Source organism: Candidatus Woesearchaeota archaeon (assembly GCA_016188115.1).
Classification (GTDB): Archaea; Nanobdellota; Nanobdellia; order Woesearchaeales; family GW2011-AR9; genus JACPIK01.
On record JACPIK010000002.1, the window covers coordinates 847,934 to 865,552 of the forward strand.

Here is a 17,619-nt window from a genome sequence, read left to right on the forward strand (position 1 = left end):
AATATCATGACACAAACAACCAGTTCAACAACCCAAACTCTTCCCCCGCTTCCACCTCAACGCACCATTCCTGTTTGTGAACCAACCCTTACCGGCAATGAATTAAAGTATGTAACAGAAGCAATTCAAACTGGCTGGATCTCATCAGCAGGAAAATATATTACTCAATTCGAAGAAAAATTCTCACAATATTGTGGAACAAAGTATGGCATTAGCTGTGCCAATGGTACTCTTGCTATTCATCTTGCTCTCGCAGCGATGAATATTGGCGAAGGCGACGAAGTCATTCTTCCCAGTTTCACCATGATTGGATCATGTAACCCTATCGTACAGCTTGGGGCAACACCGGTCTTTGTTGATTCCGAATTAGAAACATGGAACATCGACCCTGCTCAAATTGAAAAAAAGATTACGCCACGCACCAAAGCCATTATGGTCGTGCATACCTACGGACATCCTGTAGATATGGATCCAGTTATGGCTATTGCCCGTAAACATAACATCCCTGTCATTGAAGACGCAGCCGAAGGACACGGCGCTGAATACAAAGGACACAAAATTGGCTCGATTGGTGACATCGCCTGTTTTAGCTTTTACGCAAATAAAATTATCACTACTGGTGAAGGTGGCATGGTTGTTACAAACAACGAACAATGGGCAAAACGCGCCAAAGATTTACGAAACCATTACTTTGGACAACCTCGTTTTCTCCATCAAGAAACAGGATACAATTTCCGTCTTACCAACATTCAAGCAGCCATTGGTTTAGCGCAAGTTGAACGCATTGATGAGTTAGTAAATGCTCGTCGTCGCAACGCTGTGCTCTACACACAAAAAATCAAAGCCGCAGGAATTCAGGGTCTTATCACCCCACCTCAAGCACCATGGGCAAAAAATGTTTATTGGATGTACGGACTGGTAATTCAAGATTCGTTTGGTCTAACCATGCACCAACTCTGCGCAGAACTGCAAAAACGCGGCGTAGAAACCAGAACTTTCTTTATCGGCATGCACAAACAACCGTGTTACATTAATTACAAAGGAAAAAACAAACCAAATTGCACTGGCGCATTTCCTCATGCAGAATTTCTTGAAACACGAGGCTTTTACCTCCCTTCTTCAAGTCATTTAACAGAACACGAAATTGACTACATTGTAAATACCATTAAAAAGATTCAGCAAGAATTGCAATAAGATTAACAATAAAAGTTAACACAAATCATGGCACGTCAAAGCAGTAAAAAAAAGGGAGAAAAAAGAGCAGAACAAATACAATCTCATACCACAGAATCAGATATCTTTCCCAATAGTGCTCAGCCAATATCAATAAACAAAGTCTCCGTTGTTCTTCCATCTTATAACGAAAAAGAAAACATCGTTGAAGCCATTGAACGAATCAGCGCAGCACTCAAAGATGACCTTCACGAGATCATTATCGTTGACGATAACAGCCCAGACCTCACGTGGAAAATCGCGCAAGATCTAAATGACCCAAAAGTACGCGTCATTCGTCGCCTACACGAACGTGGATTAGCCTCTGCTCTTGATCGTGGCATTCGCGAAGCAACAGGTAACGTCGTAGTCTGGATGGATTGTGATTTAGGATTACCACCTGAAGATGTGCCAAAATTAGTATCTCATCTTAATGAAAAAAATGACATTGTTGTTGGTTCACGTTATGCCAAACACGGCAAGGACAAACGAGCACAATGGCGCGCCGCAATGAGTTGGATTTTTAACATCTACGCCTCCTGTATATTAGGATTTTATGCGCGAGATTACACCTCCGGTTTTATCGCTGTGAAACGCAGCGTCACAGACAAAGTCCATTTCTCACCACACGGTTTTGGTGAATACTTCGCTGAATTCCTCTACAAAGCCCATAAACAAGGTTACAACATTATTGAAATAGGCTATGAGTACAACTATCGCAAAGGCGGCAAATCAAAATTAGATACAAGCGTATTGCATCTCTTCAAAGCCGGAGCACAATATGGTTGGCGAATTCTTAAAATTAGGTTTGGATCATCATGAACACGAAAGAACTATGGGCACATTGGAAAGGAGATCTTATTCGCTACACAAAATTCCTTTTTGGTGGAGGGATAGGGCTTGTTATCAATCTCACATTAACATTTCTCTTCGATAAATATTTTCATATTCCGTTCATTGTCTCATATGGCTTAGTTCTTTGTCTAGAAGTCGTCGTACTCTTCCCGTATCATTGTTTTATTACTTTCAAGCGCAAAGGAGAATTTCTTCACTACGCAATTATTTTTTTGGTAATTACTGCTCTTAACTTTGGAGGGGTTTCTCTTCTAACTAAGTATATTTCTCTATTTCAAACCTATCCTTACGGAGCAATTGTTATTAGCGCGGGATTCTTTTCCATGCTCAATTATATCTTGAACCGCAAGTTTGTTTTTAAAATTGACAAAGTAGAATAATAATCACATAATAATAGAATGCCAACTAATTCTCAATACCAATTAATTCCCTCAACCCTGACACATACTAATCCACAACAGATAATTTTAAATATCTTCAAACAGCAATAACAATTATGCATCACTCTCCACAAACCTATACCACACGTTCAACCTGTCGTGTCTGTTATTCTCCAAAACTTACCTTTCTTTTCACCCTTGGTGATCAATACGTCAACAATTTCTTAGAAAAAAGAGAAGACATTACACGCTGTCCTAAAGCCCCATTAGAAATGGTCTTTTGTGAAAATTGCACCTTAGTCCAGCTCAAACATACTGCTCCACAAGAACTGCTCTACGCTGGATTTTATTGGTATAAATCAGGTGTGACTGATACCATGAAAAAAGCGTTACGCGACATAACTCATAAAGCTGAGCAACTCCAACATCTCAAAGCTGGCGATGTCGTACTTGATATTGGCTCCAACGATGGAACAATGTTACGCACCTACCAAGTACCTGGACTCATTACCGTAGGAGTTGAGCCTGCAAATAATTTAGCAGAAGAAGGCAAGCAAGGTATTACACACCACATCCATGATTTCTGGACCATTCAAAATTATAATAAAACCCTAGACAAAAAAGCAAAAGTGGTGACAGCGATTGGTATGTTCTACGATATGGAAGATCCCAACCAATTTGTTGAAGATGCTAAAGACGCACTAACACCTGATGGTGTGTTTATCGCCCAACTCATGTGCGCAAAGAACATGCTTGATACTAACGATGTAGGAAACATCTGCCATGAACATCTTGAATATTATTCATTCGCATCGCTTGAATATCTCTTTAACAAAAATGGACTTGAAGTCTTTGATGTTGAAATCAACGAAGTCAACGGTCAAAGTTACCGCATCTATGCCCGACGCCAAGGCACCAAAACTAATGAATTTGCGGGAGCTGCGCAACGTGTTGCTGCAATTAAAGAAGCTGAAAAAAACCTCCAAGACAAAAAAACCTATCTTGACTTTTATTACCGCATTGAAACTGAAAAACACAAATGTGTTAATTTCATCAAACAAGAAGTTGCCCAAGGTAAGAAAGTCTGGGTCTATGGCGCTTCAACCAAAGGAAATGTCATCTTACAATATTATGGATTAGATCACACCATCATCGAAAAAGCAGCTGAACGCACTCAGTTTAAATGGGGACGCTATACTGTTGGCAGTATGATTCCGATTGTGTCTGAAGACGAGGCACGTGCCGCACAGCCTGATTACTTCTTAGTCTTGCCATATGCCTTCTTTAAAGAGATGTATGAACGAGAAGCAGAGTGGCGTAGTCGAGGGGGCAAGTTTATTGTGCCATTGCCGACTTTCAGGGTTGTGGAATAGGTTTGAATTCTTTTTTCTATCAAAATCCTTTTAAATCAGCCCCCTAATATAACTTCTATGACAACAACTCACAATCCAACCACTAAGAAAAAAGTCCTCGTACTCGGAATTACTGGACAAGATGGCTCATATTTAGCTGAACTCCTATTGGAGAAAGGCTACGACGTACACGGCTTTTATCGCCGATCCGCAACAGGCAATACTGTTAATATCAAACACATTATGGACAAGATCACGCTACATCGCGGCGATTTAGCAGATCCAACTTCACTCTACCGTGTGATTAACAACGTACGACCAGAAGAGATCTACAACGAAGCTGACCAAGATCACGTCAGTTGGAGTTATGACGGCGTTGGATATTCTTGCGACATTACCGGCTCAGCAGTTGGACGCATTCTTGAAATCATCAAACAAATCGATCCTAAGATGAAATTCTTTCAACCAGTTTCATCCAACATCTTTGGTATGAGTAAAGACGCTGTGCAAAATGAAGAAACACCACTGCGTCCTCAAAGTCCCTATGGTGCTGGCAAAGCCTTTGCCTATGTTTTATGTCGTTATTATCGTGATGTGTTTAAGATGCCAGTATATACGGGAGTCTTTTACAATCATGAATCACCTCGACGCACCGAAGAATATGTTACTGGTAAAATCGTTCGTGGTGTTGCGCGTATCAAGAAGGGTTTGCAACAAAAAATCATGTTAGGAAATCTCGATGCTAAAATTGACTTTGGCTACGCCAAAGAATACATGGAAATTGCGTGGAAAATCATGCAACTTGACCAACCTGATGATTTCATCATTTGTACTGGCGAAGTTCATTCTATTCATGAATTCTTAGACGAAGCATTCGCGTATGTTGGATTAAAAGCACAAGATCATGTTGAATTCGATCCACGCTTCGCGCGACCAGGCAACACCAGCATTTTACTTGGTGACACCACAAAATTGAAACATGCCATTGGCACTGTTCCTTCTGTTAAATTCAAGCAGTTAGTCAAAATCATGATGGACGCTGCCTTGGAAGAAGTAGAGAAACAGAAGCATTAAGTTTTTGATTATTTCTTTATTGTTTTTATCGTATTTTATTGTTCAATTATCATTCTAGAAAAAGAAGGAAAGAAAAAAAGAATTTAACGAGATTTAAAATCATCAGCATTAATATTTCTCAAAGCATGTTCTAACGTATAATGCATGCCAGCCGTTTTGGTTCCATCAGGAAGCTGATCGGCTTGAAGCATTCTTTCTACATCTTCCATAGATCGAGCAGCAACTAATCGAGTTTGTGCATTTTTTCTACCAGCATATTGTTTCCACGCATCACCAGTAAAATGTTCATCAGGCAAGCTTGTATGAATTAACCAAACAAAGTCAAAATCGCCCCTATATTTGTCTCCACCAGCACCAATAAATTCTGTTGCAACAATGTCTTGAGCAAGAACTCCACGTTCACGCTGCACCGCTTTTAACAGAGCTAGATTTAGATCAATATCTTTTGGATCGTAGCCAAAAAAAGGCATATGTGCACTGACTGCATCGGCAAGGCCTGCAACATCATTTCCCTCAGCACGTGTTCCGACATACACAGCCCCAGTTTTTGAAAATACTAAGCCGCCTACGCCGCCAATACGAGAATGAAATGCATATTCATCGAAAAGAGAAGTACGTGTTCGAGTTATAAGACCTTCAAAATAAGATCTTCCACGAGCAGGATCTTTTTCAGCCTCTAGTTCAGCCCTAAAAGCTTGATACGTTGTTGGCGCAGTATGAACCAATAAAACAGGTTCACTTCCACCCTCAACCCTTCTTAAACTGAAAGAATGAAAACGATGTTTTCGATCATCAAACGGACCTTGAGAACCATCAGCAACTTCTCCTCTTTTGATAGCCGGTTCTAAAACAGTAGCGATGTAGTTTGCAGGAGTTAAATCTTGACCAATACCCTGTGAAGGATTGGCTTGAACAGAACCTTCAACAAAAACAATTGCGTGAGCTTGTGAAGCATAAGAACGATTAAGGTTATCAATCCTTGGCACGCCTACGCCTGAATATCTTTGGTTGTCAAATTTCACCGCTTCATAAGTATCATTTGCCATTGTTAATTCCCCCATTAAATATAAATTTCAGAACATTTATTGTACCTTCTACTCCCCTTTTTTGAGGTATATAAGCATTATGGAACTTTTGAACAAATTTCTCCTGTTCTATATCATTGCCCACATACGCAACCATACCACCCGCTTTGCCTACGATTTCAAACATCTCTAAGTCGTTGCCAGAATCACCGATAACTACCATCTGCGATAATGCAATACCAGTACGCCGTGAGTACGCTTCAACCACCAGTCCTTTGTGAATTCCTTTTGCTAAAATATCAATAGCATCAGCAGACTGCACTACTCGTAAGAATGAAAACTCTTTCTCGAGAATCGGCTTGACACGTAGAAATACTTGAGTGAGCAGAACTCTATCTCCTGGACTATGGGCAAAGAAGGAAGGAGTGACATAGCCTAATGAAGTTTGGTATGTTTCACTATTCTCTTGTTCAACTAAACCATCCAGAAGATTTTTCTCAACAATGAATTTTTGAACAGCACTCATTTGGCTTTTTGTCAAACCGCCGCATTGATGAGACTGCCTAGATTGAGGAAAGTAAATACTTGAACTTTCATATAAAATTGCCTCTGTTTCATGAGGTTTATTTTCCCCCAAAAGAAGACCATAAAAAAGCCGCTGTTCAGCAAGCGCTCGACCAGAACATAATGAAAACAAAACACCCGTAGAACGAAATTGTTGAATTAATGTTTGTAACTCAGCGTGAACAGAAGAGATATTACCATTTTCGATTAGTGTTCCGTCAATGTCTGCAAGAATAGCCTTATAGATCATCTTGAAAATTCACGTTTCAACAATTCACTCAAATCTTTATAATGTTGTGGTTTGTGTCCCGGTATTTGCACACCTTCGCACGCATCAAGCATTTGCGCAAGAACCTGAGCTTTTGAAGGCCCGTATAAAGCAATTCCAGGATAGCGTTCCCCATACAAAGCACGACGAGCCTCATCTGCGTCGTCCGAATTTCTAAAATACGGTTCTAATAGTCTAGAACGCGTGCCATGTACTAAGTCAGCTCTTGTGCGATCATCATTATCTCCTGAATTCTCGGTCCACTGATCCAAAGACCGTTCATATCCAGGAATATTACTCCCAGTAGCGATTGCCCGTAATAATGATTCAGCCGTATCATTTGCAAAATCAAGAAGCACGCCAAATCGAGGAACATAATGAATTAAAGTTTCACTCACCCTATATAACGTAAATTCCTCTCCAGATAAAGAGGGTGTTGCATAAGAATCACTGTTAGTGCTCCATTCACGAAATAAAAAACATTGTCTTAACCGTTGAGCATGTATTTCCATTGCCATAACAAAGACATAGAGAACCTATTTTATAAATTTGCTTCTTGAAAGTAACACCAAAATTAATAAAGAAGTCAAGAACATTCTTTCTATATGTCACAAATCCCTTCCACTCTCTACACGCAAATCCTCGAACACATGCCAATTCCTGCTGTAGACTTCGTCCTTGTTCACAACAACAAAGTCCTTCTCGCCTTGCGTAAAGATGAGCCCGCCAAAGGCCAATGGTGGATTCCTGGTGGCAGAGTACAAAAAAACGAAACTCTCGAAACAGCAGTCAAACGCAAAGCCCTCCAAGAGGTAGGTATCGAAGTCGAAATTGTCAGAAAGATTAACTGTTATGAAGTCTTCTTTGATACCGCACCATTTCCGGACGTGAAAACGGGCGTGCATTATCTTTCCGTGTGCTTTCTCGTCAAACCAAAAGACAAAAACGTCGTAATCTCATTAGACAAAACCCAAGAAAAACATAAATGGGTGAATAAAATAGAAAATAACTTGCATGAGTATGTGAAGCAAGTGTTAAAAGATTCTAACGTCTTTGAGCAAGTGTTAAAAGATTCTAACGTCTTTGAACATCCATAAGTTCATCTCGTAGATCATAAAACCAGGTTGCGTCATCTTTACGTGGTGCTCCTTCTTTAGTCTTACTAAATGGATCACTGGTAATACCTACAAATTTCAGCCCAGGCATAGGTGAAACAACATGCCACATGTTACAAGGGACAGTAAGCACATGATATTGAGGAACATGACCCGCAAAACGTGTACCTGGCTCAAACTCAGTGTTACCTTCGACTGCTTCAAATCCCCAATAGAATCCTTCAGATGAAAGAGCCATATAGCGTTCAGTAATTGGTGTTCCTTGTGGATATTGCTCACTTGTTCGATGAGGATTTACAGGATGATGATGAAGTCCAAGACCAAATCTCCATAATTCTTCAGGAGTAACTTCCTGACCATCTGGAACTTGATACGTTTTGACTTGATCAGTAAGATCCATAATCTGACGTCGTCGATAACCATGTTGAGCTAAGTAATCAGCATCATTATTGCCATCATGAGTAACAATAAGACCATTCTCACCAGCAGACCTATCGTACATCCCATTTTGAAGATAAACAGAAATGCTACCGGCTGGAACAACGACTAGACCAACATGACCAGGTGGAAAAGCAAACGATTGCCCCGCAGAGACACGATTGAAAGGTAAATCATCCATTTTTGGTTCACTACCCATCATTTTAGTCTTAACACCTACATCGTGAGTTAAAGCATGCCACAACGAACTATCAGAATCATTCATAACTGCAACTTCAACATCCCCACGAGGAACATAAAATTCAATACCCCCACCCACTATTTTTATACGTTCTTCATCACTATTTGAATGAGGAGGTCTAATAAATTGATCTAAAGATTGATAATCAGCCATAATTCTACCTTCAACATCTACCCTTAAAAACTTAACCCAAACCTTCTTTTTTAAATTTTATGAATAAAATTCTGTTTTTTATCTTTTTTATCAACAGGCTTCCTTCCCACCGCAAACACATTAACACCAAACGGCATTGGCACATACCACGCTACCCACACTTCAAAGCAATACCACTTTGTTAAAATCAAATTCACAACAGAGTTAACAGGTTGCACATCAGATTCAGGTTTCTTTGAACTAAAGCGCCCTAACTTACGAACCAACCACACCACAGGAAACAATGCTGTATTAATATAACGACATTTCTCCACCACAAAACCAGCAGTCTCAAACTTACGTTTCAACTCCGTCCGACTATACCGTCGCACACCATGAAATGCTTCATCATGCTTACCCCATAGACACATCATCGCAGGATCCAGCTGCAAAAATTTCCCACCAGGCTTCAATACCCTAAAAGCTTCTCTCATCGCCAACACATCGTCTGTAATCGCCTTGTGATAGAATACTCCTAACGCAGTCACCGCATCAAATGTTCCATCGGCAAATGGCAAACTCATAGCATTACCCTGTACAATCTTCAAACCACGTTGAGAACAAAATTCTACCGCTTCATCAGCGTAATCTAACCCTTCGGCTTTGCCATACTTTCCTAACAGAACTAAATTAATACCAGTGCCACACCCAACATCAAGAAAACGATGATGGGAAGAAGTACCCATTGATTTGAGAAACTTCTCCACCACACACCGTTGACCTACAAACCACCAATACTTTTCCTCTAATGAAAATAATGTTTCATATTCTCGCAAATCCATAAGATCTACCAGCCTTTGAGAGAGAACTTACCTTTACCACGGGACTTTCCCGCTTCTTTTTCTTTATCTCGAACAACATTACGTGAGACAATATCCACTTCATTAGTATGATTTGGCGCATCCCATGGGAATACTTCACCACCAATATAACGCTTCCAGCGAGCTAAATCAGTTTCCACCATAATTTTAACTAACTCTTTAAACGTCACTTGTGGTTTCCACTTCAACACTTTACGCGCTTTGCCATTATTACCACATAATTGATAAACATCAAGAGGGCGTTTTAAGCGTTCGTCAGTATGGACAAAATCTTTCCAATTTAATCCCACTACTTTGAATGCTTCCTCAACAAACTCGCGAACAGAATGCATCTCACCTGTAGAAATAACGTAATCATCAGGTTCATCTTGTTGTAAAATAAGCCACATTGCTTTAACATAATCAGGAGCATATCCCCAATCACGCTTAGTGTCAATATTTCCTAACCGTAATTCATGTTGTAAACCTAGTTTAATACGCGCAACAGAATTAGTAATTTTACGAGTTACAAATTCAAGACCCCGTAGAGGACTCTCATGATTAAAAAGAATACCATTGCACGCAAACATTCCATAAGAATGACGATAAATTCGAGTCATATGAAATGAATATAATTTTGCCGCAGCATACGGTGAATTAGGGATCATAGGTGTATTTTCATCTTGAGGTACTTTTTCACAAGCCCCATATAATTCTGAAGTTGACGCTTGATAGAAACGAATATTCTTCTTAACATGCCGAATAATTTCCAGAAAGCGAGTAGAACCGCTTGCATCAACATCGCTGGTTAATAACGGTTGATCGAAAGAGTTTCCAACAAAACTCTGTGCCGCCAAGTTATAAATCTCATCAGGTTCTGAAATAGTTACAGCTTCTAAAAGAGAAGACATATCACTCATATCTGCAGGAATAAGAGTAATTTGTTTAAGAATACCTAAATCTTGTAGACGCCAAAAATTAGCAGTAGAAACTCGACGATAAGTACCAAAAACTTTGTAGCCTTTTTCTAACAGAAATTTTGCCAAATAAGGACCGTCTTGACCGGTAATGCCAGTAATAAGTGCGCGTTTCACGATAGAGTGTTTTGAGAGGGATGGTTTAAAAAGATTTCGAGTGAAAAATGATATTACTTAGAACAGCATCTAATCTTCTCACACACATATTCCACATCGTCGTCAGTTAATGAAGTATGTGTTGGCAAACAAAGAATATTATTCGCAATCCATTCAGTATTAGGTAAAGACACACTATTCCACTCGCGATACGATAAATGTTGATGTAACGGCTTAAAGAAGTACTTACGTACCATCACACCTTGTTTCTCTAATTCCTCAGCTAATTGATCACGATCCATACCAAATTTCGCAGCATCAATAATGATACTAAAAAAGAAATTCGCATTAAAAGAATCGCGTTGTTCACGCTGAAAATGAACCCCGCTAACATTAGCCAGATATTTTTTGTACAACGACACAACATGTTGCTTAGCAGCTACCGCTTCATCAATGTGTGCCAAACTATCAAGACCTACAATTGCATGAAGTTCACTCATCTTTGCATTAGTACCAATAAATTCACTATCATACGCATTATATAACCCAAAATTGCGAGCTTTCTTCAAATATTCAATCAATGCTGGATGATGTGTGGAAACTAATCCCCCCTCTACAGAAATTAAAGTTTTGGTCGCATGAGTGCTAAATGTTTCTGCAGCACCAAACCCGCCGATTTTTTTTCCTTTATACGTTGAACCAAAAGCATGTGCGGCATCAAAAATCAAAGGGACTTTATGTTTATCCGCAATACGCTGCAATGCATCGATATCACACGGATTACCAAACACATGCACACCCATAATTGCCACTGTCTTTGATGTAATTGCTTTCTCAACAGCAACAGGATCAAGGGTGTAGGTTTCTTTGTCCACATCAACAAATACAGGCGTCAATCCCGCAGCAACCGCCGCATGCGCACTCGCAACAAACGTGAAACTGGGAATGATAATTTCACCCTTAGTACATCCAAGACCCTGCAATACCATAGTAATGGGATACGTGCCATTAGAAAACGCTAACGTGGGAGTAGACATATACGCTGATGCTTTAGCTTCAAATTCTTGTGCAAATGGACCATTGTTAGTAAGAAGACCACTCTCAAACGCACTCTTAGCCCGTTCACAAAAGAGATTAAAATCATGAAGTTTTGGACGAACAAGATTGACTTTACGCATACTACTAACAAGACCAAAACAAGTTATAAACATTATGAATTAGAAAACAGAATACCACAACACATAAAAGACCATTCAGCATCGTTTCTCCATGCCAGAACAAGCATACAAGTCCATCCTTCTCAAACTCGCTGAGAAAAAGATCTCTTATCTGCTCCTGCGCTACCCCCACATCCATCATCGCCCTCTCACTGATCTCGACCTTCTTGTAGAAACAGATGAAGACTATCGCAAAGCCAAAAACCTGTTACTCCGTGACGGCTTCATTGAAATCGATAAAGAAGGATATCGATCTTTTCTCGCCAAAAAGCAAGACAGCGAATTGCTCGTCATCGACCTCTACAAAGAAGTATCTTGGTTAGGATGGATCGTTCTAACCAAAGAAGAGCTCTTTAAACGAAAACAAACACCGCAACCCACCATCGTTGTGCCAAGCAATGAAGACGAACTGCTGATTTACGCTGCCCAAGCTCTATTTAAAAATCACGGACTTAACGAATACAAAACCACACTTCTTCATCATCTTCTAGACAAAAAACTTGATTACAAGTATATCCTCAAACAAACCAGCGATAATAATTGGAATGCCGCGTATAACTTGCTCATCACTAAACTTCAAGACCGTACCTCTGCCGCAATTCATTTTAGTACCTTTGAAATTGTAACGTCACTTCTGCGCTCAAGTGTAGATACTTCTCGCCTCATCCAATTAGTAAATAGAACCTTGCGATTTCTTGCAAAAAAAGTGATTCCATCTAAACGCACCACAACTATCTGCTTTATCGGTGTTGACGGATCAGGAAAATCAACCATAATTAAGAATACACAACAACACCTCCCAACGTTTTTCGAAAAGTTCAGCCTCAAAATACAAAATATTTACTTTGGTTGGAAACCATTTCTTCCCACAACAAGGATTATCTCTGGCGTGATGAGAAAGAAAGAATACAAAATTGTAGAAAAAACTAATCAGACCAAGCAAACTGATCAAAACAAGTCCAAAACAAGTTTCAAACAATCAATCATCTTCACCTATACATTTATTGACTATCTCGCAAAATACTTTTGGAATGTTGGATTACGTCACACTAGCCGTCGAATCTTACTCATTGACCGTTATTTTTACGATATGTTTGTGCACTACCAGCATGTGCGTGAAAGTCGTTGGTGCCAATGGCTAATACAAATCTATCCACGACCAGATTTTATCTTCCTACTCAAAGCACCCATTGAAGTTATCGAAGCGCGCAAGCAAGAAATGAGTCACCAACAATTAGTTGATCATTACCAAACCTATGAAAAGATTGCAACATTGGTGAACATTCCAGTGATTGAAACAAGTGGTGCTAAAGACAAAACAGTCGATGTACTTCTAGAAGCGATTTGGAGAGATGTGGCGAAGAAATACGCGAAAGATTAGGCTATTGGGTGGCACAGAGTCTCTAGTTCAACAAATCTTAAAAAGCCCCAAAACCCCTAATTTTACGTGAAAATCACCTACTACGTACACGATTTATCATTTCCCCTCGCTGAAGGCATCCGTAAACAAGCTTGGTGGATGGCGCAAGCTATGCGTAAAGAAGGACACGAAATAGAAATAATTTCTACTTCAAGAAAAAACATGACCTTAGCGCGAGAAGGAATTACCGTTCGCTATATCAAATCATTTCACAGCATAGAAGTAAATACTGACATCATGCATTATCTTTCTCATCCTTCACCACTATTTTTACGTCTAGTACAAAGAGTAAATGCAAAAAAACAAATTTTAACATTCTTTGATGGAAACTGCAACGGATTTTGGCAACGCCTCTGGACGCCACTCCTCCTGCCTTCATTTCAAAACAGAATTGATCACATTACCTACCAAACAAAATATCAACAGGATGTTTTAGAGAAAACACCATTTAAAGACATCGCAAAAACTCGTATTGCCCCATTGATTCCAAATTATAAACGATCAGCCTCACGTTCCCTTGTTCCTTCGCTTCTGTTTATGAGTCATTTAAGCCCCTACAAAGGAATTCAAGATGTTCTTGATGCATTTGAAAAAGTAAGAAAGAATATTCCCGATCTAACTTTAACTATTTGTGACTCCTCAATTAAAACCAATACAAAATATCATCGTCGAATTAAAAGAACCGCAGGTATAACCTTCAAAGGAAAAGTTGATTCACAAGAAGAACTCTCCAAAGCATGGATCTATCTTTATCCCGTACATGGAGCGCAAGAAACATTCTCAGTTCCCATTTCATTAATCGAATCAATTCAAGTTGGAACTGCATTTATTAGCACTAAAGTTGGCGGCGTAGCCGAATATTTCCCTGAAAAATTCTTGATAGATCCTCAAAATCCCGATCAACTCGCACACAAAATCATGACTCTTCTCACCACCACATCTATTCCAAAAATGAAACGGAAAATAGATAATAAAGAAACAATAAAAGCATTCAAAAAAATCTACCGTTTACAAGAAGAAAATGCTAAATAAAAACAACCATGACATCCATAACCCAGAAACAATTTGAACATATTCTTCGAACGTGGACCGCAAAGAAAATTGACAACATCGTCATTGATGATCTTCTCAATATTGAAAACGTGCCATTATGGTGGTTTTATGAACGTCTTGTAGAAATAAACTTTCTTCCATTTGAAAACAACATGAAACAAATGCTGCATCTAATTAACAGCCAAGAACAAGATTCAACATTCAAAAAAATTCAAAAAAAAACAAAACGCCTGCTCTTTCAACGCTATCTCATATATCACGAACAAAAAAATGCTCGTCTCTATTCTAAATATCATAAAATCAAGTTTGAAATAAACCACGAAACACAAAGTACGCAAAGAGAAACCAAAGACATCGTATTTTTAAGTTATCTTACCCAAGTCCGCCAAGAAAAAAACATGTCAAACATCTCTTTTTTTCGCCTAGATAATCTGCTTAACGCATTTGAAAAAAATTCTGACAAAACAACAGAAGTTATCGTTATTGCCAATCCCAACGCCAAAGAGAATACTCTCTTAACCAAAGTTGCAACCCTCTATCCTTATCTCACAACACAGATACGCGAACAAGCAGCTATTGCCGCAAAACAAAAACATCAACAATGGAAACAAATCTCACCGAAAATAAAACAAGACTTGCTTACCATCCACTACATTAAATTATATCCTTACATTGAAAATTATCTTCAATTCCTCTTCTCCTACGAATTTATGTATCTTACCCATTTGTATTATTATGGATTCAAAGAATATCTCCAACAGCATCAAACCAAAGCCGTAGTTTTAACAGCCATTAGTAGCCTCTACGAAAAATGCCTGCTCGCCGCAGCTTCATCATTACGCATTCATTCATATATGGTTCAACACGGAATTGCCACTGGCTTTGCCAATAATGATATTGCACCGTTATTCTCTATTACCTTTTGCGTCATGGGACCAAAATATAAACAAGACCTTCTCAATCAAAATATCCCTGAAAATACTATTAAAGTTACAGGCCCTTTAATTTTTGATGAAATTATCCCTTATCTTAATAACGGATCTAACGAATCTAATTATGAACTGAGTAACAAATCAAAAGACCAGAATCTCTCTCAGCAAAATCAAAGTCTTCTGTTCATGACTTCTCCCGTCGTTGAGGACAACTTTTTAAGCAAAGAAGAATACTTTAAACGTATCAAAATTATTTTGGAAAAGCTAATTCCCCTCTCTAACCTGCCTATCACTATCAAGCTACATCCACGAGAACAATACGCCTATGAATATCAAAGAGTAGCCCAAGAATTAGGAATGCATAATGTTACTATTTCAACTGAAAGCACACGAGAACGCCACTTTGAATTAATTCGCAATTGTAGCGCGTTCCTTAACTTTGGCTCAACCACTGCCCTTGAAGCCATGATGCTAGGCAAACCTATTGTAACCATCGATCCCTTTGACGAAGGTAAAAACCCATTCAACACATTCATCCGTGAAAGCGACGCAACATCTAAAGTTCGCTATGACGCAGACATAACTGCCTGTGTGCAAGAAACATTGGATTTTCCTTCAACTCTCAAAAAACAACGAGAACGCTTTGTCCATGAACACTGTTCTACCATGAACGGCAACGCACCCCAACGTATCGTGAATGTGATTTTAGAAACAATTGACGGCAAAAAAGAAACGCCAAAAAAAACACGAGCAAAGAATGTGGTATTGATGAAAACGAAATAGATTTAGAAAAATTAGATATATCTCGTTCGGGAAAATATTTTATTACCACGTTCAAACTGTCAGTTTCTACCTTCTCTCTCCCGCAGCAACGATTTCATCCATCTTAATTCGATGTCCTGCATCAATAAAACACCCTTCACGCAGTATGGCTCGAGAGTCAATCGAAGTACCAGGACCAACATAAACTGTATCTTCAATAACCGTCTCGCTATTAATCACACATCCCGCACTAATAATCACATTATTACCAATCTTAACATTAGCATTAATCACGGCGCCAGGACCAATAAACGTTCCTTCTCCCACCAACACACCAGGACTTAAGAACGCATGAGGATGAATAAGAGTCAATAACTTTAAACCTCTTTCTTTGAGTTTACGACTCACTTGAGCGCGACCTGCATTCTCACTAATAGCCACAACAGCCCCTTCAATTCCTGCTAAATCAGGGATTTCTTCCGTGCTTCCCAACATAGGATGGTCAGCTGGTCTCTCAACAGCTGGATTTTTATCAAGAAACCCCGCAATAGCATGATCTCCTAATAATGATAAAGTATTAAACACAACACCCGCATGACCTGCGCGATTAGCCCCTGCAATAACAATTTTGTTTATTTTATTCCACCATTGAGGATGAGATTTATACCACTCAATAGTATTTTCAATACCAGCTTCAAACGGAATTTTTGGTCTCCAACCAAGAGAGTGAAGTTTAGAACAATCAAGAGAATAACGCACATCCTGACCCTTACGATCAGCAACCCGTTCAATCCAACCATCATCTTTACCTAATGCGCGTAAAATCGTCTGCGTAACTTCAAGATTAGTTCTCTCATTATTGCCACCAATGTTGTAAATTTCACCAATTTGTCCATAATGCAAGACAAAATCAACCGCATCACAGTTATCGCGTACATGAATCCAGTCACGAATAGGATGAGGATTATGCAACGGCACTTTTTTACCCTGCAGCAAACGAGTTACAAAACAAGGAATAAGTTTTTCTGGATGTTGAAATGGACCATAATTATTAGAACTACGCGTAATGAGTAATGGAATTTTGTGAGTGCGAAGATAACTTAATGCGAGCATCTCTGCTGCTGCTTTCGACGCAGAATAAGGGCTACTAGGCAACATCCGATCCGTTTCCTTAAAACTGCCTTCAAGAATATCACCATACACTTCATCAGTTGAAATGTGCAAGAACTTTTTGATATTGTGCCGTTTCACTGCTTCAAGCAGCACATACATCCCAAAAATATCGGTACGTACAAATGAATCTGAACTAATAATAGAACGATCAACATGAGTCTCCGCAGCAAAATTAACCACCCAATCTACTTGTTGACATAGCCTATTAACTAAATGGGTATCGCAAATATCACCATGCACAAAAGTATAACGAGGGTCTTGTTCGACCTCACGCAGATTATCTTTGTTGCCAGCATACGTGAGCTTATCTAGATTGATGACATGATAATCAGGGTACTTTTCCAAAAGCAGTTTAATGAAACAGTTGCCAATAAAACCGCTACCCCCAGTGACCAGTATTTTCATAGAAAATCAGGGCAAAACTGGCTTTTTAAAGATTGTGGAATGGTGAGCTTAATTATCCCCTAGTTTAG

General features: G+C 39.3%; 17 protein-coding genes. 9 read left to right on the forward strand and 8 right to left on the reverse strand.

Annotated features, from left to right (window positions below; all coding sequences use genetic code 11):
* The first annotated feature begins 6 nt into the window (after positions 1-6).
* The 5 genes from HYV86_04515 (at position 7) to HYV86_04535 (ending at position 4,873) form a co-directional block, all read left to right on the forward strand.
* Entirely contained in the window at positions 7-1,194 is a 1,188-nt protein-coding gene (locus tag HYV86_04515) for a DegT/DnrJ/EryC1/StrS family aminotransferase (protein ID MBI2573096.1), read from the forward strand.
* A 27-nt stretch (positions 1,195-1,221) separates the two neighbouring features.
* A complete protein-coding gene (locus HYV86_04520; GenBank protein ID MBI2573097.1) occupies positions 1,222-2,034 on the forward strand; it encodes a polyprenol monophosphomannose synthase in 813 nt (270 codons plus the stop codon).
* Positions 2,031-2,447 carry a GtrA family protein gene (locus HYV86_04525; GenBank protein MBI2573098.1) on the forward strand — a complete coding sequence of 139 codons (417 nt, stop codon included), beginning with the start codon at positions 2,031-2,033 and terminating at the stop codon, positions 2,445-2,447. The genes HYV86_04520 and HYV86_04525 overlap by 4 nt, the downstream gene beginning before the upstream one ends.
* Positions 2,448-2,563: 116 nt before the next feature.
* Positions 2,564-3,820, forward strand: a complete 1,257-nt coding sequence (locus HYV86_04530; GenBank protein ID MBI2573099.1) for a class I SAM-dependent methyltransferase — start codon at positions 2,564-2,566, stop codon at positions 3,818-3,820.
* 57 nt (positions 3,821-3,877) lie between these two features.
* The gene (locus HYV86_04535) at positions 3,878-4,873 is read left to right on the forward strand and encodes a GDP-mannose 4,6-dehydratase (GenBank protein MBI2573100.1); all 996 of its coding nucleotides are present in this window, start codon (positions 3,878-3,880) and stop codon (positions 4,871-4,873) included.
* Positions 4,874-4,956: 83 nt separating this feature from the next.
* Here HYV86_04535 and HYV86_04540 read toward each other — a convergent pair whose 3' ends face one another.
* The 3 genes from HYV86_04540 to HYV86_04550 are packed head-to-tail and all read right to left on the reverse strand — an operon-like array spanning position 4,957 to position 7,248.
* Complete coding sequence (locus tag HYV86_04540) at positions 4,957-5,919, reverse strand: hypothetical protein (GenBank protein MBI2573101.1); 963 nt, start codon at positions 5,917-5,919, stop codon at positions 4,957-4,959.
* Complete coding sequence (locus HYV86_04545) at positions 5,909-6,712, reverse strand: HAD family phosphatase (protein MBI2573102.1); 804 nt, start codon at positions 6,710-6,712, stop codon at positions 5,909-5,911. Before HYV86_04545 ends, HYV86_04540 begins: the two co-directional genes overlap by 11 nt.
* The gene (locus HYV86_04550) at positions 6,709-7,248 is read right to left on the reverse strand and encodes a hypothetical protein (protein MBI2573103.1); all 540 of its coding nucleotides are present in this window, start codon (positions 7,246-7,248) and stop codon (positions 6,709-6,711) included. Before HYV86_04550 ends, HYV86_04545 begins: the two co-directional genes overlap by 4 nt.
* Positions 7,249-7,335: 87 nt before the next feature.
* On the opposite strand from HYV86_04550, the gene HYV86_04555 reads away from it, so the two are divergent.
* Entirely contained in the window at positions 7,336-7,827 is a 492-nt protein-coding gene (locus HYV86_04555) for an NUDIX domain-containing protein (protein ID MBI2573104.1), read from the forward strand.
* Here HYV86_04555 and HYV86_04560 read toward each other — a convergent pair.
* Genes HYV86_04560 through HYV86_04575 form a run of 4 tightly spaced genes read right to left on the reverse strand, consistent with a single transcriptional unit; the run spans position 7,805 to position 11,767 of the window.
* Positions 7,805-8,677: a hypothetical protein gene (locus HYV86_04560; GenBank protein MBI2573105.1), complete on the reverse strand. Its 873-nt coding sequence runs from the start codon at positions 8,675-8,677 to the stop codon at positions 7,805-7,807. The genes HYV86_04555 and HYV86_04560 overlap by 23 nt on opposite strands.
* Positions 8,678-8,727: 50 nt before the next feature.
* Complete coding sequence (locus tag HYV86_04565; GenBank protein ID MBI2573106.1) at positions 8,728-9,498, reverse strand: class I SAM-dependent methyltransferase; 771 nt, start codon at positions 9,496-9,498, stop codon at positions 8,728-8,730.
* Positions 9,499-9,503: 5 nt separating this feature from the next.
* Positions 9,504-10,610, reverse strand: coding sequence for a GDP-mannose 4,6-dehydratase (locus tag HYV86_04570; GenBank protein MBI2573107.1), 1,107 nt, complete (start codon positions 10,608-10,610; stop codon positions 9,504-9,506).
* Between the two features lie 53 nt (positions 10,611-10,663).
* A complete protein-coding gene (locus tag HYV86_04575; protein ID MBI2573108.1) occupies positions 10,664-11,767 on the reverse strand; it encodes a DegT/DnrJ/EryC1/StrS family aminotransferase in 1,104 nt (367 codons plus the stop codon).
* 91 nt (positions 11,768-11,858) lie between these two features.
* On the opposite strand from HYV86_04575, the gene HYV86_04580 reads away from it, so the two are divergent.
* The 3 genes from HYV86_04580 (at position 11,859) to HYV86_04590 (ending at position 15,994) form a co-directional block, all read left to right on the forward strand.
* The gene (locus HYV86_04580) at positions 11,859-13,187 is read left to right on the forward strand and encodes a nucleotidyltransferase family protein (GenBank protein ID MBI2573109.1); all 1,329 of its coding nucleotides are present in this window, start codon (positions 11,859-11,861) and stop codon (positions 13,185-13,187) included.
* A 66-nt stretch (positions 13,188-13,253) separates the two neighbouring features.
* Entirely contained in the window at positions 13,254-14,258 is a 1,005-nt protein-coding gene (locus tag HYV86_04585) for a glycosyltransferase family 4 protein (protein MBI2573110.1), read from the forward strand.
* A gap of 8 nt (positions 14,259-14,266) precedes the next feature.
* Positions 14,267-15,994, forward strand: coding sequence for a UDP-N-acetylglucosamine 2-epimerase (locus tag HYV86_04590; GenBank protein MBI2573111.1), 1,728 nt, complete (start codon positions 14,267-14,269; stop codon positions 15,992-15,994).
* A 66-nt stretch (positions 15,995-16,060) separates the two neighbouring features.
* Here HYV86_04590 and rfbB read toward each other — a convergent pair whose 3' ends face one another.
* Positions 16,061-17,551 carry a dTDP-glucose 4,6-dehydratase gene (gene rfbB / locus HYV86_04595; protein MBI2573112.1) on the reverse strand — a complete coding sequence of 497 codons (1,491 nt, stop codon included), beginning with the start codon at positions 17,549-17,551 and terminating at the stop codon, positions 16,061-16,063.
* Positions 17,552-17,619: the final 68 nt, after the last annotated feature.